We start from the raw sequence: 26,022 nt of genomic DNA, 5'->3' as shown, positions 1-26,022 counted from the left end.
TCAGCCTCCCAGTTCGGCGAGGACGGTCTCGCCGCCAATCGTCTTCTGGCCCGGCTCGACGAGAACCCGGCCGCCCAGCGGCAGGTAAGTGTCCACTCGGGAACCGAACCGGATCAAGCCGTATGTAGCGCCCGCTTCGACCTTGTCACCCTCGTCGATGTGGCAGACGATCCGGCGGGCCACCAGCCCGGCGATCTGCACCACGACGATCTGGTGGCCCTCGGCGGTGCGCAGCAGGACGGTGTTGCGCTCGTTCTCCTCGCTGGCCTTGTCCAGATCGGCCGACAGGAACTTGCCCGGGTGGTAGATCTTGCGGGCCACCTCGCCCGCGACCGGGTTGCGCTGCACGTGCACGTCGAACACCGACAGGAACACGCTGACCCGCAGCATCGGCGTGTCACCCAGCTCCAGCTCGGGCGGCGGCATGACTTCGGCCACTGTCGAGACCGTCCCGTCAGCCGGCGCCACCACGACACCCGCGCGGGTTGGGGTGACCCGCTTCGGCTCGCGGAAGAACCAGGCTGTCCACCCGGTGAGCAACGCGCCGACCACGCCGAGCGGCCGGTAGATCCGGCGAAGTACGAGCGTCAACGCCACCGCCGCCACGACGAACGGCCGGCCGGCCGGGTTCATGGGCGGCACGATTCCACGCGCCAGCTCGACAAAGTGTGCGACGGGACGATCAGGGGAAGAAGTCACTGCGGCCTTTTCTTGGATCCACGACGGGCGATGCGTGCGACCAAGTCTGCCCGACCGGCCGGGGCAGGTGCCGATGCATCCCCCGACACGATGCATCGGCACCTATCGGCTCCACCACGTGAATGTGCTGTTCTCGCAGTTTAGGCGGGGGCAAAGGTAGGATCAATGGCGCTGTGTATGCATCAGGTCACGGTATGAGCATGACCAGATCGACCTCGCCGCCCTCAGGGACCTCGGTGACGTCCTCCGGGATCTCGATCAGGCAGTTGGACTGGGCGAACGCCGCCAGCAGGTGTGACCCTGGACCGCCGACGGGCACGGCCTGGACGGTGCCCGCGTCGTAGTAGCCGCGCCGGTACTGCCGCCGTCCAGCTGGCGACTTCATCGAGCTGCTTGCTGTCGCGCGCTGGCGCCGACGGTCGATCTGCGGGTTGCCGAGGGCAGCGAGCAGTGCGGGCCGCACGAACAGCTCGAACGACAGGGCCGCGCTCACCGGGTTGCCGGGCAATGTGAGCACGGGCAACCCGCGATATGTACCGAAGCCCTGCGGTCCGCCTGGTTGCACGGCAACCCTGACGAACTCGACGCCTTCACCGGTAAGAGCGTCCTTGACGACCTCGTACGCGCCTGCGCTCACACCGCCGGTCGTGATGAGCAGGTCGTGCTCCTTCAGATGCGGCTCGAGCGTCTCGTACAGCGCGTCGGTGTCGTCCGGGACGGAACGCAGGACGTGTGCGACGCCGCCGATCTCCTGCACGGCCGCGGCGATATGCACGCTGTTGGACTCGTAGATCTGGCCATGGGCCAGCGGCTTTCCGGGCTCGACGAGCTCAGTGCCGGTCGAGAGGATCAGCACTCGCGGCCGTCGCCGGACAGGCAGGCGCGGGATGCCGAGCGCGGCCAGGAAGCCCAGCTGCGGGGGCCCGAGCACGGTTCCCGCCGTGAGTACGGTCGCGCCCTCGCGGACGTCCTCACCGGTCCGCCGCAGATGCGTTCCGATGGGCACCGCGGCGAATACACGGACTTGTTCGACACCTGAATCCGTCAGCTCGACCTGAACGATCGAATCGGCGCCAGGCGGCAAAGGTGCGCCAGTCATGATGCGGTGTGCCGTACCCGGCAGCAGCGGCACGACGTCCGTGCGTCCCGCGGGGATGTCCTCCGGGACGGGCAGTTTGACGGGGTTTTCCTCGCTCGCACCGACGACGTCGACGGAACGTACGGCGTAGCCGTCCATCGCGGAGTTGTCGAACGGTGGCAGCGCTATGGGAGCCGTTACATCCTCGGCGAGCACCAGGCCAAGGCAGTCCGGCACCGGCAGGTGCTCGATAGGCAGGTCGCCTACCAGCGCGGAAACGGTCGCCCGGTAGGAATCGACGCTGCGAAGTCTCGTCGTTGTGTTCGGCACGCATGCATCCTGCCTCGTGCCGCCGAGCCAGAACATCGCAGCATGGGAGACTGCACCGCGACGCACGGCGCGATCACGGAGGGGAACGTTGCAGGTTCGAACCCGTCACACCCCTGCGTTCGGTGTCGCGAGGCTGATGCTGGCGCCTGGTGAGGCCGTTCTGGCCGACTACGACGCGATGCTCTCGGCGAGCTACGGCGTGCTCATCGAGGTCCGGCCACGAGGTGGCGCCCGAGGTCGCAAGGCACATCCGACGTTGTTCACCGCACCCGCCGAAGGCGGCTGGGTCGACGTGGCGCCCGCGTTGCCGGGGGAGGTCTACACGCTCGAGCTGGAGGGCATGTCCGGCTGGTGCGTGACCCGGGGCAGCTGGCTGGCCGCGTCGAGCACGATCTACCAGGACCCGAACTGGCCCGGCTTCCGGCCGATGTTCGGTGCCGAGCAGGGCTTCCTCGAACACGTCTCGGGGCAGGGCTCTGTGGTCTTGACCTCATGTGGCGCACTTGACGTGGTCAATCTCGACGCCGGCGCCGCGATCACGGTCGCGCCCGGATGTGTGGTCGCTTACACCGACACGGCCCAGACGCGGCTGCGCGCGGTCAGCCAGTCGCTGCACCAGTCCATCCGGACGGGCGAGGGACTGTTGCTCGACTTCGCCGGCCCAGCTCAGATCCTCACCCAGACACGCAAGCCGCAAGCCATGAGTGCGGCACTGACCTGAGTCGTTATCCCCAACCGGCCGCGCGGGCCAGTTGGCGGACGTTAGGCTGCGCTGCGTGTCGGAGGACCTCACCGGGCGTCGCCTAGGGCATTACCGAATCGACGGTGTGCTCGGCCGCGGCGGCATGAGCGTGATGTACAAGGCCACCGACGTCCGGCTGGGCCGGAAGGTGGCCCTCAAGGTCATCGGCGAGCACCTCGGCGAGGACGCCGAGTTCCGGGAGCGGTTCGTCGACGAGGCCAGAAACACCTCCGCGATCGATCACGCCAACGTGGTCCCGCTGTACGACTTCGGCGAGGTCGACGGCCTGCTGTACATCGCCATGCGGCTGGTGGACGGCTCCGATCTGGCCAGCCTGATCTCCGACGGCCCGCTGGCGGTCGAACGCACGCTCGCACTGCTCGGGCAGGTCGCTGAGGCTCTCGACACACTGCACGAGCGCGGTCTCGTGCACCTGGACGTGAAGCCGGCGAACGTGCTCGTCACCAGCCGGGAGACGTCGACCGAGCACGTCTACCTGGCCGACTTCGGTCTGACCAGGCGCGGCGCCACCGGGCACCGGACCCGCAGCGGTGACTTCCTTGGCTCGCCGACATACGCGGCGCCTGAGCACCTGCGCGGCGAGCCGGTCGACGCGCGTACGGACGCCTACTCGCTCGCATGCGTGCTGTTCGCATGCCTGACCGGCAGGCCGCCGTTCCAGGGCAAGGTGCCGGAAGTCATCCAGGGGCATCTCAACCTCGAACCGCCCGCGGTCACCGGTCTGGTGGCGTTGCCGGGAGGTATCGATGAGGTGATTCGGCGCGGCATGTCGAAGGACCCGAAGATCCGCTACATCGACTGCAAGGCGCTGATCGCCGCGGCGCGCCAAGCGCTTGCGCAGGCTCCTCGCCGGGAGGCGCCCCGGCCCGCCGGGCAGCCGCAACCGCCCGTTTACCGCGCCCCTCAGCCGCCACCCCAGCAGCCTCAGCGTCCGCCTCAGCCGCAACCGCCCGGCCCGGGAGAGTTCGTCCGGCTGCGGCCGCCGGTGCCGGTCGGGTCGAGTGCGTTCACCTCGGACAAGAGCAGCAAACGCTGGCTGGTGCCGGTCCTGGTCGGGCTGATCGCGATCGCGGCCATCGTCGCGGCGATCATCTTCCTGTCCGGCGACGGCGACGGCGGCAACCAGCAGCAGACCACCACCGGGCCGCAGATCCCGGTCGGCGGTGAGCCGGGTGCTTCCAGCAAACCGGCCAAGCCGACCACCAGCAGCACCCGCAAGACGCTCCCGCCGAACATCACGGTTCTGCCGAGTGGCGGCTGAGCTGGTCTTCTTGCACTCGACGAGGGTGAGTGCTAAACACGTGGTTAGCACTCGTGAGAGTGGAGTGCCAGCCGGGATGGTGAGATCGAGGCATCAGCCCAAGGTCGTCCGTCGCGGGCACCGCACCTGGCGAGCACAGTGTTCCGTCGTGAGGCAAGGCCGCACGACGCCATAAAACGTAGAGAAGCAGGCGGAGGACACACCGCAATGGCCAAACTGATCGCGTTTGACGAGGACGCGCGCCGCGGACTCGAGCGCGGCCTGAACACCCTCGCCGACGCCGTCAAGGTGACGCTCGGCCCGAGGGGCCGCAACGTCGTGCTCGAGAAAAAGTGGGGCGCGCCGACGATCACCAACGACGGCGTCTCCATCGCCAAGGAGATCGAGCTCGAGGACCCGTGGGAGAAGATCGGGGCCGAGCTGGTCAAAGAGGTCGCCAAGAAGACTGACGACGTAGCCGGCGACGGCACCACCACCGCCACCGTGCTCGCCCAGGCGCTCGTTCGCGAGGGCCTGCGCAACGTGGCGGCCGGCGCCGACCCGCTGTCGCTCAAGCGCGGCATCGAGCAGGCTGTCGAGGCCATCACCGAGCAGCTGCACAAGGTCGCCAAGGAGATCGAGACCAAGGAGCAGATCGCTGCCACGGCCTCCATCTCCGCCGCCGACACCACGATCGGCGAGCTGATCGCCGAGGCGCTGGACAAGGTCGGCAAGGAAGGCGTCATCACCGTCGAGGAGAGCAACACCCTCGGGCTCGAGCTGGAGCTCACCGAAGGTATGCGCTTCGACAAGGGCTTCATCTCCGGTTACTTCGTGACCGACCCCGAGCGTCAGGAAGCGGTCCTCGAGGACCCGCAGATCCTGCTGTTCGGTTCGAAGATCTCCTCGGTCAAGGACCTGCTCCCGCTGCTGGAGAAGGTCATGCAGGCCGGCAAGCCGCTGCTGATCATCGCCGAGGACGTCGAGGGCGAGGCCCTCGCGACCCTGGTCGTGAACAAGATCCGTGGCACCTTCAAGTCCGTGGCCGTCAAGGCCCCGGGCTTCGGCGACCGCCGCAAGGCGATGCTGCAGGACATGGCCACCCTGACCGGCGGCCAGGTCATCTCCGAGGACGTGGGCCTCAAGCTGGACAACGCCGACATCTCGCTGCTGGGCAAGGCCCGCAAGGTCGTCGTGACCAAGGACGAGACCACCATCGTCGAGGGTGCCGGTGACGCCGAGGCGATCCAGGGCCGGGTCAACCAGATCCGCGCCGAGATCGAGAAGAGCGACTCCGACTACGACCGCGAGAAGCTGCAGGAGCGCCTGGCCAAGCTGGCCGGCGGTGTCGCGGTGATCAAGGCCGGTGCCGCCACCGAGGTGGAGCTCAAGGAGCGCAAGCACCGCATCGAGGACGCCGTGCGCAACGCCAAGGCAGCCGTGGAAGAGGGCATCGTCGCCGGTGGCGGCGTGGCCCTGCTCCAGGCCGCCGAGGAGGCCTTCGCCGGCCTTCGTCTCGAGGGCGACGAGGCCACCGGTGCCAACATCGTCAAGGTCGCCGTCGAGGCGCCGCTGAAGCAGATCGCCATCAACGCCGGCCTCGAAGGCGGAGTTGTCGTCGAGCGCGTCAAGGGCCTCAAGCAGGGCGAGGGCCTCGACGCAGCCACCGGCGAGTACCGCAACCTGGTCGACGCAGGCATCATCGACCCGGCCAAGGTCACCCGCTCGGCACTGCAGAACGCGGCCTCCATCGCGGCGCTTTTCCTCACCACCGAGGCCGTCGTCGCCGACAAGCCGGAGAAGGCCGCCGCGGCCCCCGCCGGTGGCGACCCGACCGGCGGCATGGACTTCTGATCCAGCAGTCCCGGTAAGAACGCAGCTGAACACCGCACCCTCAGAGGATTTCTTCCTCTGAGGGTGCGGTTTTTGCCTGGTTTTTTGTTTTGCAGTCCTATGGCTGGGCGCTTGGTTGATGTCAAGCGGCGATAACCAGCATCAGCCCGACAGTCAAGATTCCGCCCAGCAGCAAGGTTCCGCACCCCAAGGCCAGGACTCTGGCTCCGCTGCGAACCCGGACCGAAACCACGGCTGCGCCGACTGCGGCCAAGATCGGGACGAGGGCGCACAGGATCAGCGCGCCGGTGCTGGGCCGGCTTGTGTGGTCGAGGATGAGGGCGAGCACGTCGGTCGCGAAGAAGGCCATGAAGGCGCCGACTGTGGCCAGGCCGAACGCGCACAGCAGGACGATCAGCCGAGCTACACCTGTGTTGGGAGACGGCCCCTCATCATCCATGAAACCAGCCTAGGCGAGATGCCTGAAAAATTTGCTATATTAGTCGTTCAATGCACATATCAAGACGACCAGCAATAGGCCTTCTGCGGCGATTTTAACGAAAGGAAAGCCGGTTGTCAAGCGAGGAAATCGAGCGGGAACAGCGGGTTGTTTCGATGCTCTATGGCCGTCTCGACGATCTTCGGGCTGGGGCGGCCGATCGGTTGGCCAAGGTGTTGCGGGAGACTGGGGGGACGCCGCAGGCTCGCACCGAGCGTGACACCGCCACGGCCATGTACAGCCAGCAGCTGGCTCAGTTCGGTTCCGTGGAGAACGGGCTTTGTTTCGGCCGGCTCGATTTCGAGGATGCCAGTCATCAGCACATCGGCCGTATTGGCATCTTTGATGAGGACAATGATTACGAGCCGTTGTTGATGGACTGGCGGGCGCCTGCTGCCCGGCCGTTTTATCTCGCGACCGCTGCTGCGCCTGATGGGGTGAAACGGCGCCGGCATATTCGCACGAGTATGCGCAAGGTCACCGCGGTCGATGACGAGGTGCTTGATCTTGAGGCCGCTGATCCGAAGCGGCATGAAGGTCTCACGGGTGAGGCTGCTCTGCTCGCGGCGGTGAACGCGAACCGGACCGGCCGGATGAACGATATCGTCCAGACCATTCAGGCCGAGCAGGACAAGATCATTCGTTCGGGTCTCAACGGCGTTCTTGTCGTCCAAGGTGGACCGGGGACGGGCAAGACCGCGGTTGCGTTGCACCGGGCGGCTTTTCTTCTTTACACGTATCGCGAGCAGTTGTCCCGGCGCGGTGTTCTTGTCGTCGGTCCGAACGCGACTTTCCTGCGTTATATCGGGCAGGTTCTTCCTTCTCTTGGTGAGACGGGTGTTCTCCTTTCCACAGTCGGGGAGCTGTTCCCCGGGGTGACGCCGGATCGCACCGAGTCCGTCGCGGTGGCGGAGATCAAGGGGCGGCTTGAGATGACCGAGGTGATCGCCGCCGCGGTCCGTGACCGCCAGCGCGTTCCCGAGGACTATCTCGAGATCCAGTTCGAACGCGAGACCCTCAAACTCGACCGGAAGACGTGTGTCCAGGCCCGTGCCGCCGCGCGCCGGTCGCGGCGGGTCCACAACAAGGCCAAGCCGCTGATCATCCCGATCATCCTGGACGCGCTGGCCCAGCAGTACGCCGAGCGGATCGGCGCGGATCCGTTGGGCGGGGCCAACTTGCTCGACCAGGCCGACCTCGACGACATCAAACGCGAGCTGAGCGAGGACGACGGCGTCCAAGAGGCGCTGGACTGGCTGTGGCCGACCCTGACCCCGCAGGAACTGCTCGAGGATCTGTTCGCGGACAAGGACAAGCTGGAAACCGTCGCCCCGGAGTTCCCTGAGCTCTACCGCGAGCCGGGTGGTTGGACCCCGGCTGACGCGGCCCTGCTCGACGAAGCCGCGGAACTGCTTGGCATTGACGACACCGCGATCAAGGCTGCCGAGTCGCGCCGCCGCCAGGAGGAGATCGACTACGCCAGTGGCGTGCTCGACATCCTCGATCTCCAGGACGAAGCCGACCCCGAGATCCTGATGGCGGCCGACCTGATCGACGCCGGCCGTCTGGCCGGTCGCCATGAGGACGCCGACTACCGCACGGCCGCCGAGCGCGCGTCCACCGATCGTGAATGGACGTTCGGTCACGTGATCGTCGACGAGGCCCAGGAACTGTCCGCGATGGCGTGGCGTGTGCTGATGCGCCGGTGCCCCAGCCGGTCCATGACCCTCGTCGGTGACGTCGCCCAGACCGGCGACCCGGCTGGAACGACGTCCTGGAGCCAAGTTCTCGAACCGTACGTCGAAGACCGTTGGCGCATGGAGAAACTGACCGTCAACTACCGCACGCCGTCGGAGATCATGGCGGTCGCGGCCGATGTGCTCGGTCCGGAACTCGAAGCGCCGCAGTCGGTCCGTGACTCGGGTATGGATCCCTGGCACGCCAAGGTGACGAACATCCCGGCCCAGCTCGGCGAGTTCGTCGCCAAGGAGGCGGCCGTGATCGGCGAGGGCACTCTTGGCGTGATCGTGCCGGCCGGATTCGGCGACGCCGCCGCGGAGGTGGACCTGGAAAGCCAGGTCTCGATCCTCACAGTGTGGCAGGCCAAAGGCCTCGAGTTCGACTCGGTCCTGGTGGTCGACCCGGCCAGGATCCTGGCGGACTCGCCGCGTGGTGCCAACGACCTGTACGTGGCGCTGACCCGCGCCACCCAGCGCCTCGGCGTCATCCACCCTGGCGACCTCCCGGACTGCCTGTCCCGGCTCGCGGCCGACGTCTAGCGGGCCAATTGGGCTGCTTGCGTACCGGCGAACGCATCAAACCGGTGCTGACGGAAACCGGGTATTCGCAGGTCAGTGAGTCGAGGCCGACTCCAGGCCGGGTCACGAATCGGTCACGCCGAATTCCGGCGAATGTCGCGGACAGCGTAGGGTTCTGACCGTTTGGGGGATTCAGCAGGCATCAACGAATTCGAACGTGGGGGATTTACCGGTGAAAGTACTGTCACGCCTTGTGTTCGCCGCTGTTCTCGGCCTGTCGCTTGTCGCCGGTGTTTCGGGAACAGCGAGCGCGGCTGACGATTTGCCGTATCTCAAGAGTGCGCCGTCGGGTATCGATCCCGCGTGCCCGAAGCCAGGTCAGCGCGTCAAGAGATCGAACGATCCACGGATTTTCGTGGTCGGCCCGGACCGTGAGCTCAACTGGATTCCCAGTGAGGCCGCCTACTTCAGCGTGTGGGACAGCGGGAACGGCGTCATCGTGGACGACCGGATCATGGGCGGCGTTTGCCAGAATACCTGGTACGAACTGAACAACAGTCATCTTGCCAAGACGGCCACCAGTCCGGCCATCTATGTCTGGGACTATTTCGGCGGTGGTTATCGCTGGATCCCCAGCCCGGAAGTATTCGACAAGTACGGATTCTCATGGACGAAGGTTCAGACCGTCGCGTGCATTTGTGACACCGGCCCGAATTGGTCGTGAGTGCGGTCAGCTGACCAGCCGCGCGGTGCGCACCTGGGAGAACGAGATCGCGATCGCCTGGCCCGCGAGGCCGGCGATCGCGATCCACAGCGTTGCCCGGTGGCCCAGGTGGTCGCCCAGGATTCCGCCCAGTGGCGCGCCGAACACGATCATCCCGCGGTTGATCGAGCGCATGGTCGCGTTCATCCGGCCCTGCAACCGGTCCGGTGTCACGGTCTGCCGGTATCCCATTTCCGCCGGGCCGTCGAGACCGATGGACATGCCGAACACGAACTGACCGGCGAACAGCAGCACGAGCCCAGTGGTCGCGTTGGTGGCGAACGGAATCAGCCCATAACCCACTGGCGTGAGCCAACGACCGGCGATGATCGCCCGTCCGGCGCCGAGCCGCCGGACGGCCCGCCCGGACAGTGAAGCGCCAGCCGCCCCGCCCGCACCGGCCGCCGCCATGGTCAACCCGAGAACGAACTCGTCAAAACCCAAGCCCCGCAACACAAAAAACGGCAGCACAGTCATGACCATGCCGTTGAACAGAAACCACGCGTGTGACGAGATCGCCAACGGCGCGAGCACCCGGTGGGTGTAGACCCAGGCCAGCCCTTCCCGGATCTCCCGGCCGAGATGGCGTGATTCCGGCTGCGGGGACCGTTCCGGCACCTGGATTTTGCGCAGCATCAGCCCGGAAAAGAAGTACGACACCGCGTCCACCAGGATCGCCACCGGCGCGCCGGCCACCTTGATCAGCCAGCCGGCCAGGGCCGGCCCGGCGCCCTGGGCGACCGAATTGGTCTGCTCCAGCCGCGCGTTGGCTTCGGTGAGCAGGGCGGCCGGCACCAGTTGCGGCAGGAACGACTGGTGGGCCGCGTCGTAGACCAGCGACAACGTCCCGAACACCGCCACGATCCCGATCAGGATGGGCATGGTCAGCAGGCCGGTCACGGTCAGCAGCGGGATCAGGCCGAGCAGCCCGGCCCTGGCGAAATCGGCGCCGATCAGGATCGGCCGGCGCCGGTAGCGGTCCACGAGCACCCCGGCTATCAGCCCGAACAGCAGGTACGGCACCCAGCGGGCGGCGTTGAGGGCACCGAATTCGGCGTTCGACGAGTGCAGCTGTTTCTCCGCCAGCACCGCCAGCGCCAGCGCGGTGACATATGTGCCAACCAGTGACACAGTGTCGGCGGCCCAGAACCGGACAAAGCCGGAGTGGGCCACCAACCGATTGCTCAGAGCAGGACCGTGGGGGTGACGACGGTACGGGCCGGCGGGCCGTCGAGCTGGATGACGATCTGCGTCGTGCCGCGCGGTACGCCGTCGAGAACGAACCGGCCGCCCTCGTCGGAGATCGTTTCGCGTGAGCCGTGCTCGGCCACGCGGACCTCCACCGAGTGCTCGCCGGCCGGCACGAGCCAGCCGTCGATCCGGTTGTTCTCGCCGATCCGGGTCAGGTTGATCATCACGGTCAGGTCGCTGACGGTGAACGTGATCGTGCCCTGATCACCACCACGGACCCCGGCCAGCGAGTCCGCCCGCTCCCAGCGCGCGACCTCGACATCCAGGTCCTCAAGCGCGATCGCGAACTGGATCCGCTCAACCAGACCGGCTGGTGGCGGGTCGAATTCCTCGATCATTCTGTCCAGTTCGGCGAGCAGTGCCTCGTCGTCGGGATACGCCTGGCCTCCCGTCGGTTCGGTCTTCGTCATCCGCCGCCCCCTTCGGTGTCCAAGAGCTCCCTCAGTGTGTTAAGGCAGCGACCCCTGGTCGGGCCGATACTGCCACGCGGCATGTGCATGGCCTCGGCTACCAGGCGATATTCGGTTCGACCGCCGAGCACGGTCAGCCTGAGCAGTTCCTGGCACTTCTCCGGCAGTCCGGCGAAGGCGCGCCAGAGCCGGGAGTCCCGGTCCGCGCGCAGCGCCTCGTCCTCGGGCTGCGGCTGGGTGCTCGGCAACGTCTCGGCCATCTCGTCGGTCAGGTGCATCTGGTTGGCGCCCTTGCCGCGCACCCGCTGGGCCTCCCGGCGGGTGGTGGTGATCAGCCAGCCGGCCAGGGCTCTGGGTTCGGCCAGCGTGTCGATGTGGCTGAACAACGCCAGCCACACGGTCTGCACCACGTCCTCGGCGACCGCGTTGGGCAGGCCGTTGCCGCGGGCGACGTGCCAGACCAGCGGAGTGAGATCTTCGACGAGCGTTGCCCGCGCGCGGCGATTGCCGGCTCTGGCCGCATGCAGGCACACCGCATAGCGCTCCGAGCCGTGCAGACCCTCCCACGGAGGATCTTCCGCGGTTCGAACGTCAGTCACCACGCCCACCCCATCCTGGGTGTCGTTCTTCAGCTGGCGACGGAAGTATCGCGACCATCGTGAAGTACATGAACGGCGAGATACCCCCTGGATACATAACTCACCCGAATAGAGTAGCGGCCCGAGTGACAACGGTGTCCTCTCACGGAGCGTCGCTAAGCCACTCATGTCTGATCGCTCTCTTGGCCCATGAACATCAGCCGCTGGTGCCGACCGGCCCCCTGCAAGGCCGGTCGGCATCCACCCCCCGGTGCCCCCGTTCTCCCCTCGGCAATTCCCATGGCGGCAGGCCGCGGCCCGGCTTGCCGGTCTGCTGGCAGCTGCACCATGTCGTCTTGTCTCCCGTCCCTGGAGACGGTGGCCGGCAACCCCCCTCGTGCTGCCGGCCACCATCTCCACTGTGCGGCCCCCTCGGCCCGTCTCTTCAAACAATCAGCTGGTCGATCTGACCGTCGGCGTCCTCGTGGAAGTCGACGGCCAAGTTGTTGTGCGTGGCCGCGCCGGCCAGCACGGTCATGTGGGTGTGACCGGACTGGCTGGCCGGCGATAATCGCTTCCAGCCCAGGCCCTGCACGTGCACCCACACTCCCGAGGAGTCTTCGTAGGACCAGAGGTCCAGGATTGTTCGTCCGGTGCTCCAGCCGGCCGAGGCCGGACAGGCGGTCGACACCGGGCTTTTCGCCGCGTCGCCGTACGGTGCCCAGTCCGCCGGGGTCTCCAGCACGACGTACTGGCTCGGCGCGGGTGAGTGTCTGTCCATCATCAGTCCGCCACCTGCACAGTGGATAGTTCGTTGCCGTTGATGAACGGGGTGACTGGGTGACCGCTCGCCCGCGCGTGCGTCAGCATCGCGAGCTTGTTCGTGGTGCTGTGCGGTCCGCCGGCCAGGTGCGTCCAGCCGAGGTTCTCCAGGTACGCCCAGCCGTTCGCGTCGTTGGCCGTGGCGAACAACCGCAGCGCGCGTTGTGCCGGCAGCCAGGCCCGCAAATGTACTGCGGTGCAACCGAAAACGGTCGGTCGTGAGCTGGGGTAGTCCTCGATGAAGCAGTCGCCGTAGGCGATCCGGAAGTATCCGTCCTCGCCCCAGCCTGTGCCCCAGGAGTTCTTGGCCAGCCAGCAACCCTCGTGGTCGTCCCAGCCGATCAGCGCGACACAGTGCCCACCGGAGCCCTGTGTGGTGGTGGCGCGGTAAACCCCGCTTCGGTAATGGAAGAAGTCGTCACGGACCACGAAACACGTTGCCACCGCGCCATATCCGAAGATGTGCTGCTTGATAGCGGCGGGGTCGCCGGTCAGGTCGGTCACGCCCGCGGCCTTCGCCAGCCGGTTCGGCCAGTCCGGGTTCGGCGAGCCGGAACCGTTGTCCTGATAGGGAAAGTAGTCCTCGAACGTGACGCCCTTGGCCGTGCTGTCGTGGAACAGATCATCGGGCCACGACCCGGATTCGCAGGTGTATCCGCGTTCACGGGCGTGCCCGTGGAAGAGGTGTGCCTCGGAGAGATCGAGGTTCAAGCCGGGCGCGCCGCGGGTGTAGGCGGCGGTGGTCTCCAGCGCGGCGAGGATGCCGAACGAGACGCACGAACCGCAGTTTCCCTGGTCCCGCACGGAAGTCACGAAGTCGCGGCCGCTGACGTCACGCAGGTCGAACACCGCGGGCAAACTCGAAGCGGGGGCGGTGGCGGCGACCACAGGCCGGCCTGCGGCCTGCAGTGCCTGCGCCGCCATCCGCTCCGGCTGGCCGGCCCGCGCCTCGAGCTCCCCCTCAGTCGGCGCGGGCACCCCCAACCGGACCCGCCGAAGCCTGTCCGGGAGGCGGCTGATCCGGGTCTCCCCGGCCTGCCAAGGATCACCGAGCGCGGCCAGGGACTCGCGGATCGCCGCGATCTCCGGCTCGTGCGGACGGCTCATCTTTCCTCCAGATCGAACGGGTCTTCGCTGTCACAAGAGCGAAGAACCCCGGCCTGGATACAAAGAAGACGGAAATTTACTGCTTTGTGGTGTGGGTCACCATGACGGCTCGTCCTTGACCGGCTCCTGGGGCATGAGGATCCAGCAGATCAGGTACAGGATGGCGCCGGTGCCGAAGCCGAGGATGGTGGCGGCGACGAGCAAGATCCGCAGCAGGGCCGCGTCGACGCCGAGCACGTGTGCCCAGCCGCCGCAGACGCCCGCGACCATGCGGTCGGTGCGACTGCGCTGGAGTTTGCGGGTGTAGATCTCGTTGGTCATGCCACCAGGATGGGTTTTCGCAGGCTCGCGGACATCAGGGAGCGGCCCTGGTCATCCCCGGACCGGCCGACCCTGACCTACCCTCAGGCCATGGACTGGATGTCGGTGCCGGCCCCGCAGGAGTTGGCCAAGGCGCTGGATGACGTCGGGTATCTCGCCGACGAGGGCGTGGCCACGGCCGCCTTCCTCAGCCTGAGGATGCGCCGGCCACTGTTCTGTGAGGGCGAGCCGGGCACTGGCAAGACGTCCCTGGCCACCTCGCTCGCCCAGGCTCTCGGGGTCGCGTTGATCCGGCTGCAGTGCCACGAGGGGATGGACGCAACCCAGGCGCTCTACGACTGGGATTTTCCCCGGCAGTTGCTGCACCTGCGTGCCCTGGAAGCCGCGTCGGACGGTCAGCTGGACGCGGAAGCGGCCGAGCAGTCGCTCTACACCGAGCGGTTCTTGCTGGCCAGGCCGTTGCTCAGAGCGTTGCGTGAGGCGCCGTGTGTGCTTCTGGTCGACGAGATCGACCGCGCTGACGACGAGTTCGAAGCGTTCCTGCTCGAAGTGCTGGGCGAGAACGCGGTGACGGTCCCGGAGTTCGGCGAGATCAGGGCCGAGGTCGCGCCACTTGTCGTGCTGACGTCGAACCGTACGCGCGAAGTGCACGACGCCTTGAAGCGACGCTGTCTGTACCACTGGCTTGAACACCCAGACCTCGCCCGCGAGATCCAGATCCTCCGCCGCAGGCTGCCCGGGATCTCTGACCGGCTCGCCACGCAGGTGGCCAACGCAGTCCGCAGGCTCAGAACCGCCGAGCTGCTCAAGCCACCAGGCGTGGCCGAGACCATCGACTGGGCCGAGGCGTTGCTCGCTCTGGACCGTAAAGAGCTCGACGCCGAGTCCGCGGCGATCACGCTGGGCGCTGTGCTGAAATACCGCGAAGACGCCGACCGAGTCCGGCTCGACCTCGACTCCCTGCTGGCGGGCTGATGTTGTGCCCCCAATGTGGCATTGGGGACATATGAGAGGTGATCTGGGTGGCTGATCCGGTACCTGGGCTGGTCGGGTTCACGGCCGTGTTGCGGGCCGCCGGACTGGCGTGTGAACCGGAACGCGTTCAGGCCTATCTCAACGCCGTCGAGCACATCGACATCGCCGAACCTGACCAGCTCTACTGGGCGGGCCGGCTCACCCTCTGCGGCGAACCCGACGATCTGCCGCGCTACCACGAGGCTTTCCAGGCCTGGTTCACCGGACGACCCCCGAAACCCGGCAGACCGCAGGCTCAGGCAAAGCCGAAGACCAGTGTGATCGCCGCGATGGTGCCGGTCCCGATGTCCGGCGAGGGCGGTGATCAGCCCGACGAGCTCGGCGTCGCCGCCAGCGATACGGAAGTACTGCGGCAGCGGGACATCAGCGATCTGAGCCCGGCCGAACGAGCGCATCTGCGCGAACTGATGGACCTGCTCAAGCCGGAACCGCCGATGCGGGCGGCGCTCAGGCGCAGGCCGAACCGGCGAGGCGAGCTGGATCCGCGCCGGACCGTGCGGATCATGCGGGAAGCCGGGGGCGAACCGGTTCGGCTGGCGTATCGGCGGAAGGGAAAGCGCCCTCGGCGGGTTGTGCTTCTTGTGGACGTCTCCGGCTCGATGAGTCCGTACGCCGATGCGCTGCTGCGGTTCGCGCACGCAGTCGCGCGGCGAACTCCTGCCGAAGTGTTCACGCTCGGTACCCGGCTCACCCGCGTTTCACGTCAGCTGCGCCAGCGTGATCCCGAGGTCGCGCTCGCGGCCGCGTCCCGTGCTGTTCCGGATTTCGCCGGTGGCACACGTCTGGGTGACACGTTGCGTCTGTTCCTGGATCGATGGGGACAGCGTGGTGTGGCGCGTCAGGCGGTGGTCGTGTTGTTCTCCGACGGCTGGGAACGTGGTGATCCAGGGTTGCTCGGTGAGCAGATGGCGAGGCTGCGGCGGCTCGCGCACGCGGTGTTCTGGGTGAACCCGCACGCCGGACGCGCCGGTTACCAGCCGGTGCAGTCGGGGATCGTTGTCGCGCAGCGGCACGTTGAGAAGTTGCTTGCTGGACACAGCATGCAGACGCTGGAGGAACTGCTGGTGGAGGTGCGCCGTGCGAGACGTGCTCGATGAGCTGGTCAAGCGGTACGAGGCCGGCGAGACGGTCGGGCTGGCGACAGTTGTCGCGACTTTCAGCTCGGCGCCGCGCTCGCCGGGGGCGGCCATGATGGTCACACAGAACGACGAGGCTTTCGGCAGTGTGTCCGGGGGCTGTGTCGAAGGCGCGGTGTACGACCTCGGTCAGCGCGTGATCGAGAACAGCCAGCCGGTCATGCAGCGCTATGGCGTGAGCGATGACGACGCGTTCGCGGTCGGCCTGACGTGCGGCGGAATCCTTGATGTGTACGTCGAACCGGTCAGCCAGGAGTCGTTCCCGGAATTCGGTGAGCTGGCCGAGTCGATCCGTTCCGAGCACGGTGTCGCGCTGGCCACGATCATCGAGCATCCGGATATCAGCCGGGTCGGCAAGCGCATGGTGATCTGGGCCGACCGGGTCGCCGGTGATCTCGGCACGACGCGGATCAACGACGCTGTCGTGGACGACGCCCGCGGCATGCTTGCCACCGGCCGTACCGGCACGATGCACTACGGCCCGGAAGGTCAGCGCCGCGGTGAAGGCATGGCCGTGTTCGTGGCCTCCTTCGAGCCGCCGCCCCGGATGCTTGTCTTCGGTGCCATCGATTTCGCGTCCGCCATGGCCCGGCTCGGGTCGTTCCTCGGCTACCGCGTCACGGTTTGCGACGCGCGGCCGGTGTTCGCGACCAAGAGCCGGTTCCCGGAGGCGGACGAGGTCGTTGTCGACTGGCCACACCGCTATCTCGCTGCCGAAGCCGAGGCGGGACGGGTGGACGCGCGCACGGTTGTAGCCGTTCTGACGCACGATCCGAAGTTCGACGTGCCGGTGTTGCAGGTGGCTCTCCGGCTTGACCTGGGGTACGTCGGCGCGATGGGGTCGAGGCGGACGCATGAGGACCGGCTCGACCGGCTCAGGGAGGCCGGCATGACCGAGGCCGAACTGTCCACATTGTCCTCACCGATCGGTTTGGACCTCGGTGCCCGGACCCCGGAGGAGACCGCGGTGTCGATCGCGGCGGAGATCATCTCATTGCGCTGGGGCGGTCAGGGAGACCGGCTCGTGGCGACCGCGGGACCTATTCACCGGGAGCACCTCTGAGAGGCGTTTCGACCAAAAAGAGTCCGCGTCTGCGGAGCTAACTAGCTGATATATCCGCGCTTGCCGAACTGAATCGACCGGGGGTTGATTGAGTCGTCAACCGGTAGCAAGCTCGGACGCGTGTGAGTGTGATCACGCTCATATGAGTTCCCGAGCCCACCACCGATCAAGCGTTGGAGGCGCGATGCGGATCACCGTCAGCGTCGACGGGACCAGGTTTACGGACGATGTCGAGCCCCGCATGTTGCTCGTGCACTACCTGCGTGAGCGGCTGGGCAAAACCGGAACCGTGGTCGGATGCGACACCAGCAATTGCGGGGCTTGTACCGTGCACCTGGACGGGCACAGTGTGAAGTCCTGCTCAGTTCTCGCAGTCCAGGCCGACGGCTGCGAAGTCACCACGATCGAGGGCCTCGCCCGCGACGGCCAGATGCACCCCGTCCAGAAGGCGTTCCACGACAACCACGCGCTGCAGTGCGGGTTCTGCACGCCCGGAATGATCATGCAGTCGATCGACCTGCTCGCCGACAACCCCGACCCGGACGAGCACGCCGTCCGTCACGGGCTGGAGGGAAACCTCTGCCGGTGCACGGGCTACCAGAACATCGTCCGCGCGGTCCGGGACGCCGCCCAGCAGATGGCGCCCGGCGCGGGCCCCGAAGCCGAGCAGGTGGCTGAATCAACGCTCGACCCTGCAAGCAGGTCTTCGGACACACAGAACACCGATCGTGCACACTCGCACACTGGGGGCGGTAACTGATGACCGCAACCGCCGAGCCCGAGGTAGGAAGGGCTCGCCGCCGCAAAGAAGACGCTCGGCTGATCACCGGCCGGACGCGGTGGACCGACAACATGACTCTGCCCGGGATGCTGCACCTCGCGGTGCTGCGCAGCCCGCTGGCCCACGCCAAGATCGTCAGCATCGACACGTCCGCGGCGCGGGAGATGCCCGGTGTGATGGCGGTTTTCACGGCCACGGACCTGGACCCGGAAAGCAAGATCGAGCTGCCGTGCGCGTGGCCGATCACGCCCGACATGAAACACCCTCGGCGCCCGGTTCTGGCCGCGGACAAGGTGAACTTCGCCGGTGAAGGCGTGGCCGTGGTGGTCGCGCGGTCCGCCGCGGAGGCCGAGGACGCGCTCGAGTCGATCGACGTCGAGTACTCCGCATTGCCGGTGGTACTGGACATGGAGGCCGCTCTGGCCGAGGGCCACAACGTCATCCACGAGAGCCTGGGCACCAACCGCAACGCGGTATGGATCTTCGACTCGGGCGAGGCGGGCACCGGTGGCGACGTCGAGAAGGCCATCCAGGACGCCGAGGTCACGGTCACCCGCCGGTTCCGCCAGCAGCGCCTGATCCCGGCGTTCATGGAACCGCGGTCGACGGTCGTGGACCCGACCGGCTCCCAGCTGACGATGTGGTCGTCCACCCAGATCCCGCACATCCTGCGGGTGATGACCGCGCTGACCCTCGGGATCGAGGAGCACAAGATACGGGTGATCGCCCCCGATGTCGGTGGCGGTTTCGGCGGCAAGATCGCCATCCTGCCCGAGGAGATGATGGCGGTCCTTCTCGCCCGGAAGATCGGCAAACCGGTCAAGTGGACCGAGAGCCGGTCGGACTGCATGGTCACCGCGCACCACGGCCGCGACCAGATCCAGGACATCACCATCACGGCCAACCGCGACGGCACAGTCACCGGGCTCAAAGTCGAGCTGATGGCCGACATGGGCGCGTATCTCGGCGCGGTCGGACCGGGCGTGCCGATCCTGGGCGCGTTCATGTTCAACGCGATCTACAAGTTCCCGTCGTACCGGTTCGTATGCACGAACGTGTTCACCAACAAGACGATCACCGACGCCTATCGCGGCGCGGGCCGTCCGGAGGCCACCTTCGCGGTCGAGCGGATCATGGACGAGCTCGCCGTCGAGCTCGGCATGGACCCGATGGCGTTGCGGGAGAAGAACTGGATCAAGCACGAGGAGTTCCCGTTCACCACGGTGGCCGGTCTGACGTACGACTCCGGCAACTATGAAGCCGCGACGCAACGGGCCATGCAGCTCTTCGACTACGACGGGCTGCGCAGTGAGCAGGAGCAGCGCCGGGCGTCCAACGACCCGGTCCAGCTCGGCATCGGTATCTCCACCTACACCGAGATGTGCGGTCTGGCACCGTCCCGGGTGCTCGGCTCGTTGGCTTACGGCGCAGGCGGTTGGGAGCATGCCGCGGTGCGCATGCTGCCGACCGGCAAGGTCGAGGTGATCACTGGTTCGACCGCGCACGGCCAGGGCCATGCGACGGCCTGGAGCCAGATCGTGGCCGACCGGCTCGGTGTTCCGTTCGAGGACATCGAGGTCCTGCACGGCGACACGCAGTTCTCGCCCAAGGGCATGGACACCTACGGTTCGCGTTCGCTGACCGTCGGCGGGACGGCGCTGGTGATGGCGGCCGACCGGGTCGTGCAGAAGGCGAAACCCGTTGCGGCGCACATGCTCGAGTGCTCGCCGGACGACCTGGAGTTCACCGGTGGCAAGTTCACCGTCCGGGGCACCGACCAGGCCGTCGGGATCCAGGACGTGGCGCTGGCGACGTTCTTCGCGCACGATCTGCCCGAGGGGATGGAGCCGAGCCTCGACTCCGAAGCCACCTACGACCCGGAGAACTTCTCGTATCCACATGGGACACACCTGTGTGCGGCCGAGGTGGACACCGAGACGGGCAAGGTGACGATCCGGTCCTATGTCTGTGTCGACGATGTCGGCAAGGTGGTCAACCCGCTGATCGTGGAAGGCCAGGTGCACGGCGGTCTGGCGCAGGGCATCGCCCAGGCACTGTACGAGGAGGCCGTGCACGACGAGAGCGGGAACCTGACCAGCGGCACGTTCGCGGACTACTACCTGCCGTCCGCGGCGGACATGCCGAGCTTCACCACCGACCGGACCGAAACCCCTTCGACGACGAACCCGTTGGGCGTCAAGGGAGTCGGTGAGGCCGGGACGATCGCCTCGACCCCGGCCGTGGTGAACGCGATCGTGGACGCGTTGCGGCACATGGGTGTCCGGGACGTCGAGATGCCGTGCTCGCCGATGCGGGTGTGGCAGGCCATCCAGGGAGGTGCGCGATGATCCCGGCACAGTTCGACTACGTCGCACCGGCCACAGTGGACGACGCGGTCCGTGAGCTGGCGGACGCGGGCGACGACGGCAAGGTCATCGCCGGTGGCCAGAGCCTGCTGCCGGTACTGCGGATGCGTCTGGCCGCGCCGGCGAAACTGATCGACGTCGGCAGGATTCCCGAGTTGCGCGGTGTCCGGGAGGACGGCGACGCGATCGTGATCGGGGCGATGACCACGCACTACGACGTCCAACGGGACCCGTTGGTGCGTGAACACGCCTTGCTGATCGCGGCGGCGACCGACACGGTCGCCGACCCGCAGATCCGGCACCGGGGCACGTTCGGCGGTTCGCTCGCCCACGCCGACCCCGGTGGTGACCTGTTGGCCCCTGCCTTGGCGATGGACGCTGTGATGGTCGTGGCCGGTATGGACGGCCGCAGGTCCGTGCCCGCGTCGGAGTTCTTCGTGGACTACTTCACGACCTCGTTGGCGCCGTCGGAACTGCTCGTGGAAGTGCGGATACCCAAGCTGACCGGGTGGCGTGCGCACTACGAGAAGTTCAACCGGGTCGCGCAGGCCTGGTCCATCGTCGCGGTCGCGGCGACGGTCCGGACCGAGGGCGGCACCATCGCCGAGGCCCGTGTCGGCTTGACCAACATGGCTCCCACGCCCGTGCGTGCGCGTGCGGTCGAGGAGGCCCTGGTCGGTCAGGCGGCGACCGCGGAGAACATCAAGGCGGCGGCCGCGCACGCCGCGAACGACACGAATCCGACCAGTGACGGCAACGCTGACGGCGAGTACCGTAGTCATCTTGCTCGCGTGCTTACCGGCCGTGCTTTGACCGCAGCGATCGGATAAGGAGACAGGGCCTGTGCAGCTGGATCATCAGTTCACCGTCAATGCGCCGGTTGATGTCGTCTGGCGGGCCCTGCTGGACCCGGAAAGGGTGGCGCCGTGCATGCCCGGCGCCACCCTGACCAGCGTCGACGGCTCGGCCTTCGCCGGTTCGGTGAAGGTCAAACTCGGCCCGATCTCCTTGCTGTACAAGGGGACCGGCGAATTCGTGGAAAGCGACGAGGCGGCAAGGCAAGTCAAGATCAAAGCGGCGGGCAAGGACACCCGCAGCGGCACGGCCGCGGCCGACGTGACGGTTCAGCTGTCCGAAAAGGACGGTGTGACGACCGGGTCGGTCACCACCGAGCTGACCATCACCGGCAAACCGGCCCAGTTCGGCCGGGGAATGATCGCGGAGGTCGGCGGCCGGATCCTGGATACTTTTGCCGGAAATCTGGCAAAACAACTAGGTGACTCGCCAGAGCCGCAACAGCCTGCCGCAGCGGAAAAGAAGGCCGCGCCTGTAGTCGAGCCGTTGCGCGCTGTGCCGGATCCGCCCACGGCGGAACCGATCGATCTGGTGTCGTTTGCCGGAACGCCTGTACTGAAACGCTTGGCACCATTGATCATTGTCGTAATCGTCGTGGTGTTTCTGCTATTCCGCCGACGCGGAAAATAAACTCCTGGCAGTATGGCGCGCATGCGCCGGATCCTGCTCGCGAGTTTGTCCGCGGTCTCGCTCGTCGCCGGCTGCGGGTCGCAGGCTCCGAACACCAAGATCTCAGTTCCGTCCTCGCCGCCGGACCTGCAGCAGGGCCTGGCCGGTCAGACGACGCCGGCGCCCGCGCTGCAGGGCTTCACCCTGGTGGCCACCGGTGACGTGCTGATCCATCCGGCGCTGACCGATCAGGCCACCCAGGACGGCGGTGGAAAACGGGATTACAGCCAGATCTTCGCCGGCGTGAAGCCCGCCATCTCCGGCGCTGACCTGGCGCTGTGCCACCTGGAAGTGCCGCTCGCCACGGCCGAGGGCCCGTTCAAGGGCTACCCCGAGTTCAACGCGCCGCCGGAAGTCGCGACAGCCTTGAAGGACACCGGTTACGACGGTTGTTCGACAGCCTCCAACCACACCCTGGACATGGGCGAATCCGGCGTCGCCCGGACCCTGGACACCCTGGATAAGGCCGGTGTCAAACACACCGGATCGGCCCGCGACGACACCGAGGCCCGCAAACCGCTGATCTACGACGTGGGCGGGGTGAAAGTCGGGCAGGTCTCCTACACGTTCGGCTTCAACGGCAGACAGCTCCCGCCCGGCAAACCCTGGCTCTCCAACACCCTGAAAGCCGACGACGTGATCGCCTCGGCGAAAGCGGCCAAGGCCGCGGGCGCCGAAGTGGTGGTCGCCTCCCTGCACTGGGGCACCGAATTCGTGCACGAACCGACCGCCGCCCAGCGGCGGGATGCCCAGAAACTGCTGGGAGACCCCAGTATCGAGCTGATCATCGGCCACCACGCGCATGTGGTGCAGCCCTTCGAAAAGATCAACAAGAAATGGGTCGCCTACGGCCTGGGCAACCACATCGCGAAACACTCGGAACCCAAAGGTGTCTCCGAGGAGGGCGTGATAGCCCGCTTCCACTTCACCAAGACGGCCACCGGCTGGGAAGTGGACAAGGCGGAGTACACCCCGACTCTGATTGATCTCGGCCCGCCCATCCGGCTGCGGGATCTTTCCAAGGACAACACCGACCCTCGCCGAGCCGAGGCCGTCACCCGCACCGACGGCATCGTGCTGTCCCGCGGCGCGGGTCAGGAAGGCCTTACTCGCCAAGGTAAGTAGCCCTCAAGGTGTGCTTGCGCCCCGGATGGGGCATCGTGATCTCCATGTACATCATGACCCGGGAACAGTGGTGGGACTTCGCCATGCACGGCACCCGCACCGGCAAACTCGCCACCGTCCGTGCCAACGGCGCGGCCCACGTCGCTCCGATCTGGTTCCTGCTCAACGAGGCGGACGGCCACGACGAGATCATCTTCAACACAGCCGCGACCTCGCTGAAAGGCAAGGCACTTCAGCGGGATCCGCGATTCTCGATGTGCGTGGACCTGGACGTCGCTCCCTACTCGTTCGTCGTTTTCCACGGCGAGGCCGAGCTGAGCGAGGACCTGGACGAGTCCCTGCTGTGGGCCACTCGCCTCGGGGCCCGGTACATGGGCGAGGAGAACGGCCCTGCCTACGGCAAGCGCAACGCCGTCGCGGGGGAGTATCTGGTCCGGGGCCGGATCACCAAGGTGATCGCTCAGGCCGACATCGCCGACTGACGGCCACATCCACAAGGCAGCCGGCGCCCCAACCCCGAAGGCACCGGCTGCGCAACCGTCAACGCCAGCGGAAGTGCCAGCGCCGAAGCCTGATCAGCCCCCGGGACAGCTGCGGCAGAGTCCCGGGAATCCGCGGGCAGAACGACCTGTGCTCGTTGGCGACGACCAGCGCCTTGTGCAACTCGGTCGGCGGAGCCGAGACCGACAGCATCATCTCGCGTGCCCCCATCATCACGAGGGTCGCGCCGAACCTGTCCTCCCAGCTGCGCAGGATCGCCGACATACCGGGCCGGCCAAGCCGGGCCGGGACATCAGCCGGACGGTTGGCCTCCACTAACCCGAGCCGGTACGCAGGCCGCTTGTTCGCAAGCATGACCGCACCGGCGATACCGGCCTCGGCCTGCGGATCGTGCCGGTCCACGGCCCGGCGGGCGGCCTCCGGGACGAAGCTGACCTCAGGCGGGAGGCCCAGGCCACCCGCCGGCACGAGGACAGGCCAGAGCCGCGTACGGGAGTACTCGGCGACCCGGTCGAGATAGGCGTGCGGGTCGGTCAGTACGTCGTCGGTCAACCAGATCTCGCCGTGCCAGCAGCCCAGTGATGCTGCCGGAGCGATCGACATGGCGGTCATCGCAGTCCCCTCGCCTCTCGAACGTGTGTTCGAAGATAACGGTACTCGAGGGGTCTGACAACTCCAGTTAACCCACCTCGGGGATGGACGGCCCGAGCAGGTCGTCGGCGTCCACGATCGTGTAGGCGTAGCCCTGTTCGGCGAGGAAACGTTGCCTGTGAGCTGCGTATTCGGTGTCGAGGGTGTCCCGGGAGACCACTGAGTAGAAGTGCGCCTGGCGGCCGTCGGCCTTGGGCCTGAGCAGCCTGCCGAGCCGTTGGGCCTCCTCCTGGCGGGACCCGAACGTGCCCGAGACCTGGACCGCGACCGAGGCCTCGGGCAGGTCGATGGAGAAGTTCGCGACCTTCGAGACCACCAGGGTGGGCAGCTCGCCCTTTCGGAAGGCGTCGAACAGCGCCTCCCGCTCCTTGGTCTTGGTCGAGCCCTGCACGATCGGGGCGTCCAGCGCCTCGCCGAGCTCGTCGAGCTGGTCGAGGTAGGCCCCGATGACCAGGGCGGGCTCGCCGGGGTGCCGGTCGAGGATGCTGCGCACGACCGGGATCTTGGTCCGGGCGGTCGAGCAGATCTTGTAGCGCTCCTCGGGTTCGGCCGTCGCGTACTGCAGGCGTTCGGCGTCGGTCAAGGTGACGCGGACCTCGGTGCACTCGGCGGGCGCGATCCAGCCCTGGGCCTCGATGTCACGCCAGGGCACGTCGTAACGCTTGGGCCCGATCAGCGAGAACACGTCGCCTTCACGCCCGTCCTCACGGACCAGGGTCGCGGTCAGCCCGAGCCGGCGACGGGACTGCAGGTCGGCGGTCATCCGGAAGACCGGCGCGGGCAGCAGGTGGACCTCGTCGTACACGATCAGGCCCCAGTCGCGGGAGTCGAACAGCTCCAGATGCCGGTATTCGCCGCGAGTCTTACGCGTGATGACCTGGTAGGTCGCGATCGTGACCGGCCGGATCTCCTTGCGTTCGCCGGAGTACTCGCCGATCTCCTCTTCGGTCAGCGAGGTCCGCGCGATCAGCTCACGCTTCCACTGCCGGCCGGCCACCGTGTTGGTGACCAGGATCAGGGTGGTGGCCTGCGCCTCGGCCATCGCGGCCGCGCCGACCAGGGTTTTTCCCGCGCCACACGGCAGCACGACGACACCTGAGCCGCCCGCCCAGAAGGTCTGGGCGGCGTTGCGCTGGTAGTCACGCAGCTCCCAGCCGTTCTCCTCCAGGGAGATCGCGTGGGCCTCGCCGTCGACATAACCCGCCAGGTCCTCCGCCGGCCAGCCGATCTTGAGCAGGACCTGCTTGAGCCGGCCGCGCTCGCTGGGGTGCACGACCACGGTGTCGTCGTCGATCCGGGCCCCGAGCATCGGGGACACCTTCTTGTTGCGGAGGATCTCTTCCAGCACCGCGCGGTCGATCGCGTTGATCACGAGCCCGTGCGCGGGGTGGTGCAGCAGCTGCAGCCGGCCGAACCGGCTCATCGTGTCGACGACGTCGATCAGCAACGGCTGCGGCACCGGGTAGCGCGAGAACCGGGAGAGCGCGTCGACGACCTGCTCGGCGTCGTGACCGGCGGCACGTGCGTTCCACAGCGCCAGCGGGGTCACACGATATGTGTGGACGTGTTCAGGGGCGCGCTCCAGTTCGGCGAACGGCGCGATCGCCATTCGAGCCTCGTCGGACCGCGGGTGGTCGATTTCGAGCAGCAGCGTTTTGTCGGACTGCACGATCAGTGGGCCATCGGTCACCTGATGCAACTCCTCGTACGCAGGTCGTCCCAGTGTGCCAACACCGCGGGCGGCCGCAAAAATCCCCTGGCCGGGGCCGTTGCTGTTCCGTGCCGGGGCCGTTGACCATTACGGTCGCACAGCCGAACGAAACTCGCCGAGGGGCTTGATGACGTATCCACCGCCGGGGCAGTATCCACCGCGGGGCTTTCCACCGCC

General features: G+C 67.0%; 25 protein-coding genes. 14 read left to right on the top strand and 11 right to left on the bottom strand.

The window, feature by feature from the left end:
- Complete coding sequence (locus tag JOF56_RS08095; RefSeq protein ID WP_245378195.1) at positions 1-633, bottom strand: phosphatidylserine decarboxylase; 633 nt, start codon at positions 631-633, stop codon at positions 1-3.
- Between the two features lie 253 nt (positions 634-886).
- Complete coding sequence (gene moeA / locus JOF56_RS08090) at positions 887-2,107, bottom strand: molybdopterin molybdotransferase MoeA (protein WP_307854976.1); 1,221 nt, start codon at positions 2,105-2,107, stop codon at positions 887-889.
- A gap of 88 nt (positions 2,108-2,195) precedes the next feature.
- Between moeA and JOF56_RS08085 the strand changes: the two genes are divergently transcribed.
- The 3 genes from JOF56_RS08085 to groL all read left to right on the top strand — a co-directional run bounded on the left by JOF56_RS08085 (position 2,196) and on the right by groL (position 5,964).
- The gene (locus JOF56_RS08085; RefSeq protein WP_209636005.1) at positions 2,196-2,828 is read left to right on the top strand and encodes an AIM24 family protein; all 633 of its coding nucleotides are present in this window, start codon (positions 2,196-2,198) and stop codon (positions 2,826-2,828) included.
- Positions 2,829-2,883: 55 nt separating this feature from the next.
- A complete protein-coding gene (locus tag JOF56_RS08080) occupies positions 2,884-4,131 on the top strand; it encodes a serine/threonine-protein kinase (RefSeq protein WP_209636004.1) in 1,248 nt (415 codons plus the stop codon).
- A 207-nt stretch (positions 4,132-4,338) separates the two neighbouring features.
- A complete protein-coding gene (gene groL, locus JOF56_RS08075; RefSeq protein WP_209636002.1) occupies positions 4,339-5,964 on the top strand; it encodes a chaperonin GroEL in 1,626 nt (541 codons plus the stop codon).
- Positions 5,965-6,085: 121 nt separating this feature from the next.
- On the opposite strand, the gene JOF56_RS08070 is transcribed toward groL, so the two are convergent.
- The gene (locus JOF56_RS08070) at positions 6,086-6,403 is read right to left on the bottom strand and encodes a hypothetical protein (RefSeq protein WP_209636001.1); all 318 of its coding nucleotides are present in this window, start codon (positions 6,401-6,403) and stop codon (positions 6,086-6,088) included.
- A 113-nt stretch (positions 6,404-6,516) separates the two neighbouring features.
- On the opposite strand from JOF56_RS08070, the gene JOF56_RS08065 reads away from it, so the two are divergent.
- Positions 6,517-8,721: a HelD family protein gene (locus JOF56_RS08065; protein ID WP_504739833.1), complete on the top strand. Its 2,205-nt coding sequence runs from the start codon at positions 6,517-6,519 to the stop codon at positions 8,719-8,721.
- A 211-nt stretch (positions 8,722-8,932) separates the two neighbouring features.
- Positions 8,933-9,424, top strand: coding sequence for a hypothetical protein (locus JOF56_RS08060; protein WP_209635999.1), 492 nt, complete (start codon positions 8,933-8,935; stop codon positions 9,422-9,424).
- A gap of 6 nt (positions 9,425-9,430) precedes the next feature.
- On the opposite strand, the gene JOF56_RS08055 is transcribed toward JOF56_RS08060, so the two are convergent.
- From JOF56_RS08055 to JOF56_RS08030, 6 genes are all read right to left on the bottom strand, one after another.
- Positions 9,431-10,636, bottom strand: a complete 1,206-nt coding sequence (locus JOF56_RS08055; RefSeq protein ID WP_209635997.1) for an MFS transporter — start codon at positions 10,634-10,636, stop codon at positions 9,431-9,433.
- 11 nt (positions 10,637-10,647) lie between these two features.
- Positions 10,648-11,124 (bottom strand): carboxypeptidase regulatory-like domain-containing protein, encoded by a 477-nt coding sequence (locus tag JOF56_RS08050; protein ID WP_209635995.1) that lies wholly within the window; start codon positions 11,122-11,124, stop codon positions 10,648-10,650.
- Positions 11,121-11,723, bottom strand: a complete 603-nt coding sequence (locus JOF56_RS08045; protein ID WP_209635993.1) for an RNA polymerase sigma factor — start codon at positions 11,721-11,723, stop codon at positions 11,121-11,123. Before JOF56_RS08045 ends, JOF56_RS08050 begins: the two co-directional genes overlap by 4 nt.
- Positions 11,724-12,147: 424 nt before the next feature.
- Positions 12,148-12,486: a hypothetical protein gene (locus JOF56_RS08040; RefSeq protein ID WP_209635991.1), complete on the bottom strand. Its 339-nt coding sequence runs from the start codon at positions 12,484-12,486 to the stop codon at positions 12,148-12,150.
- On the bottom strand, positions 12,486-13,631 hold the full coding sequence (locus JOF56_RS08035) for a C1 family peptidase (RefSeq protein ID WP_209635989.1): 1,146 nt from the start codon (positions 13,629-13,631) through the stop codon (positions 12,486-12,488). The genes JOF56_RS08040 and JOF56_RS08035 overlap by 1 nt, the downstream gene beginning before the upstream one ends.
- 96 nt (positions 13,632-13,727) lie before the next feature.
- A complete protein-coding gene (locus tag JOF56_RS08030) occupies positions 13,728-13,952 on the bottom strand; it encodes a PspC domain-containing protein (RefSeq protein ID WP_209635986.1) in 225 nt (74 codons plus the stop codon).
- A gap of 99 nt (positions 13,953-14,051) precedes the next feature.
- Between JOF56_RS08030 and JOF56_RS08025 the strand changes: the two genes are divergently transcribed.
- The 9 genes from JOF56_RS08025 to JOF56_RS07985 all read left to right on the top strand — a co-directional run bounded on the left by JOF56_RS08025 (position 14,052) and on the right by JOF56_RS07985 (position 23,464).
- Positions 14,052-14,927, top strand: coding sequence for an AAA family ATPase (locus tag JOF56_RS08025; protein ID WP_209648085.1), 876 nt, complete (start codon positions 14,052-14,054; stop codon positions 14,925-14,927).
- A 47-nt stretch (positions 14,928-14,974) separates the two neighbouring features.
- A complete protein-coding gene (locus tag JOF56_RS08020) occupies positions 14,975-16,084 on the top strand; it encodes a vWA domain-containing protein (RefSeq protein WP_209635984.1) in 1,110 nt (369 codons plus the stop codon).
- Positions 16,065-17,186, top strand: coding sequence for an XdhC family protein (locus JOF56_RS08015; protein ID WP_209635983.1), 1,122 nt, complete (start codon positions 16,065-16,067; stop codon positions 17,184-17,186). Before JOF56_RS08020 ends, JOF56_RS08015 begins: the two co-directional genes overlap by 20 nt.
- A 184-nt stretch (positions 17,187-17,370) precedes the next feature.
- Entirely contained in the window at positions 17,371-17,946 is a 576-nt protein-coding gene (locus tag JOF56_RS08010; RefSeq protein ID WP_245378194.1) for a (2Fe-2S)-binding protein, read from the top strand.
- Positions 17,946-20,315, top strand: a complete 2,370-nt coding sequence (locus JOF56_RS08005; RefSeq protein ID WP_209635981.1) for a xanthine dehydrogenase family protein molybdopterin-binding subunit — start codon at positions 17,946-17,948, stop codon at positions 20,313-20,315. The genes JOF56_RS08010 and JOF56_RS08005 overlap by 1 nt, the downstream gene beginning before the upstream one ends.
- Positions 20,312-21,163, top strand: coding sequence for an FAD binding domain-containing protein (locus tag JOF56_RS08000; RefSeq protein ID WP_209635979.1), 852 nt, complete (start codon positions 20,312-20,314; stop codon positions 21,161-21,163). The genes JOF56_RS08005 and JOF56_RS08000 overlap by 4 nt, the downstream gene beginning before the upstream one ends.
- 13 nt (positions 21,164-21,176) lie before the next feature.
- The gene (locus JOF56_RS07995) at positions 21,177-21,818 is read left to right on the top strand and encodes an SRPBCC family protein (protein WP_209635977.1); all 642 of its coding nucleotides are present in this window, start codon (positions 21,177-21,179) and stop codon (positions 21,816-21,818) included.
- A 21-nt stretch (positions 21,819-21,839) separates the two neighbouring features.
- Complete coding sequence (locus JOF56_RS07990) at positions 21,840-22,982, top strand: CapA family protein (RefSeq protein WP_209635975.1); 1,143 nt, start codon at positions 21,840-21,842, stop codon at positions 22,980-22,982.
- Positions 22,983-23,035: 53 nt separating this feature from the next.
- Complete coding sequence (locus JOF56_RS07985) at positions 23,036-23,464, top strand: PPOX class F420-dependent oxidoreductase (RefSeq protein WP_372448370.1); 429 nt, start codon at positions 23,036-23,038, stop codon at positions 23,462-23,464.
- Positions 23,465-23,522: 58 nt separating this feature from the next.
- On the opposite strand, the gene JOF56_RS07980 is transcribed toward JOF56_RS07985, so the two are convergent.
- Complete coding sequence (locus JOF56_RS07980; protein ID WP_209635971.1) at positions 23,523-24,095, bottom strand: DUF4253 domain-containing protein; 573 nt, start codon at positions 24,093-24,095, stop codon at positions 23,523-23,525.
- Positions 24,096-24,162: 67 nt separating this feature from the next.
- Positions 24,163-25,824: a DNA repair helicase XPB gene (locus JOF56_RS07975; protein WP_209635968.1), complete on the bottom strand. Its 1,662-nt coding sequence runs from the start codon at positions 25,822-25,824 to the stop codon at positions 24,163-24,165.
- Positions 25,825-26,022 lie beyond the last annotated feature (198 nt).

Source organism: Kibdelosporangium banguiense (assembly GCF_017876405.1).
Classification (GTDB): domain Bacteria; phylum Actinomycetota; class Actinomycetes; order Mycobacteriales; family Pseudonocardiaceae; genus Kibdelosporangium; species Kibdelosporangium banguiense.
This window is presented reverse-complemented; position numbering and strand designations above follow the sequence as displayed.

Coding starts and splice junctions, on each gene's coding strand:
- JOF56_RS08095 (WP_245378195.1), bottom strand. CDS start 633: ATGAACCCGGCCGGCCGGCCGTTCGTCGTGGCGGCGGTGGCGTTGACG.
- groL (WP_209636002.1), top strand. CDS start 4,339: ATGGCCAAACTGATCGCGTTTGACGAGGACGCGCGCCGCGGACTCGAG.
- JOF56_RS08070 (WP_209636001.1), bottom strand. CDS start 6,403: ATGGATGATGAGGGGCCGTCTCCCAACACAGGTGTAGCTCGGCTGATC.
- JOF56_RS08050 (WP_209635995.1), bottom strand. CDS start 11,124: ATGACGAAGACCGAACCGACGGGAGGCCAGGCGTATCCCGACGACGAG.
- JOF56_RS08040 (WP_209635991.1), bottom strand. CDS start 12,486: ATGATGGACAGACACTCACCCGCGCCGAGCCAGTACGTCGTGCTGGAG.
- JOF56_RS08035 (WP_209635989.1), bottom strand. CDS start 13,631: ATGAGCCGTCCGCACGAGCCGGAGATCGCGGCGATCCGCGAGTCCCTG.
- JOF56_RS08030 (WP_209635986.1), bottom strand. CDS start 13,952: ATGACCAACGAGATCTACACCCGCAAACTCCAGCGCAGTCGCACCGAC.
- JOF56_RS08025 (WP_209648085.1), top strand. CDS start 14,052: ATGTCGGTGCCGGCCCCGCAGGAGTTGGCCAAGGCGCTGGATGACGTC.
- JOF56_RS08010 (WP_245378194.1), top strand. CDS start 17,371: ATGCGGATCACCGTCAGCGTCGACGGGACCAGGTTTACGGACGATGTC.
- JOF56_RS08005 (WP_209635981.1), top strand. CDS start 17,946: ATGACCGCAACCGCCGAGCCCGAGGTAGGAAGGGCTCGCCGCCGCAAA.
- JOF56_RS08000 (WP_209635979.1), top strand. CDS start 20,312: ATGATCCCGGCACAGTTCGACTACGTCGCACCGGCCACAGTGGACGAC.
- JOF56_RS07990 (WP_209635975.1), top strand. CDS start 21,840: ATGCGCCGGATCCTGCTCGCGAGTTTGTCCGCGGTCTCGCTCGTCGCC.
- JOF56_RS07985 (WP_372448370.1), top strand. CDS start 23,036: ATGACCCGGGAACAGTGGTGGGACTTCGCCATGCACGGCACCCGCACC.
- JOF56_RS07980 (WP_209635971.1), bottom strand. CDS start 24,095: ATGACCGCCATGTCGATCGCTCCGGCAGCATCACTGGGCTGCTGGCAC.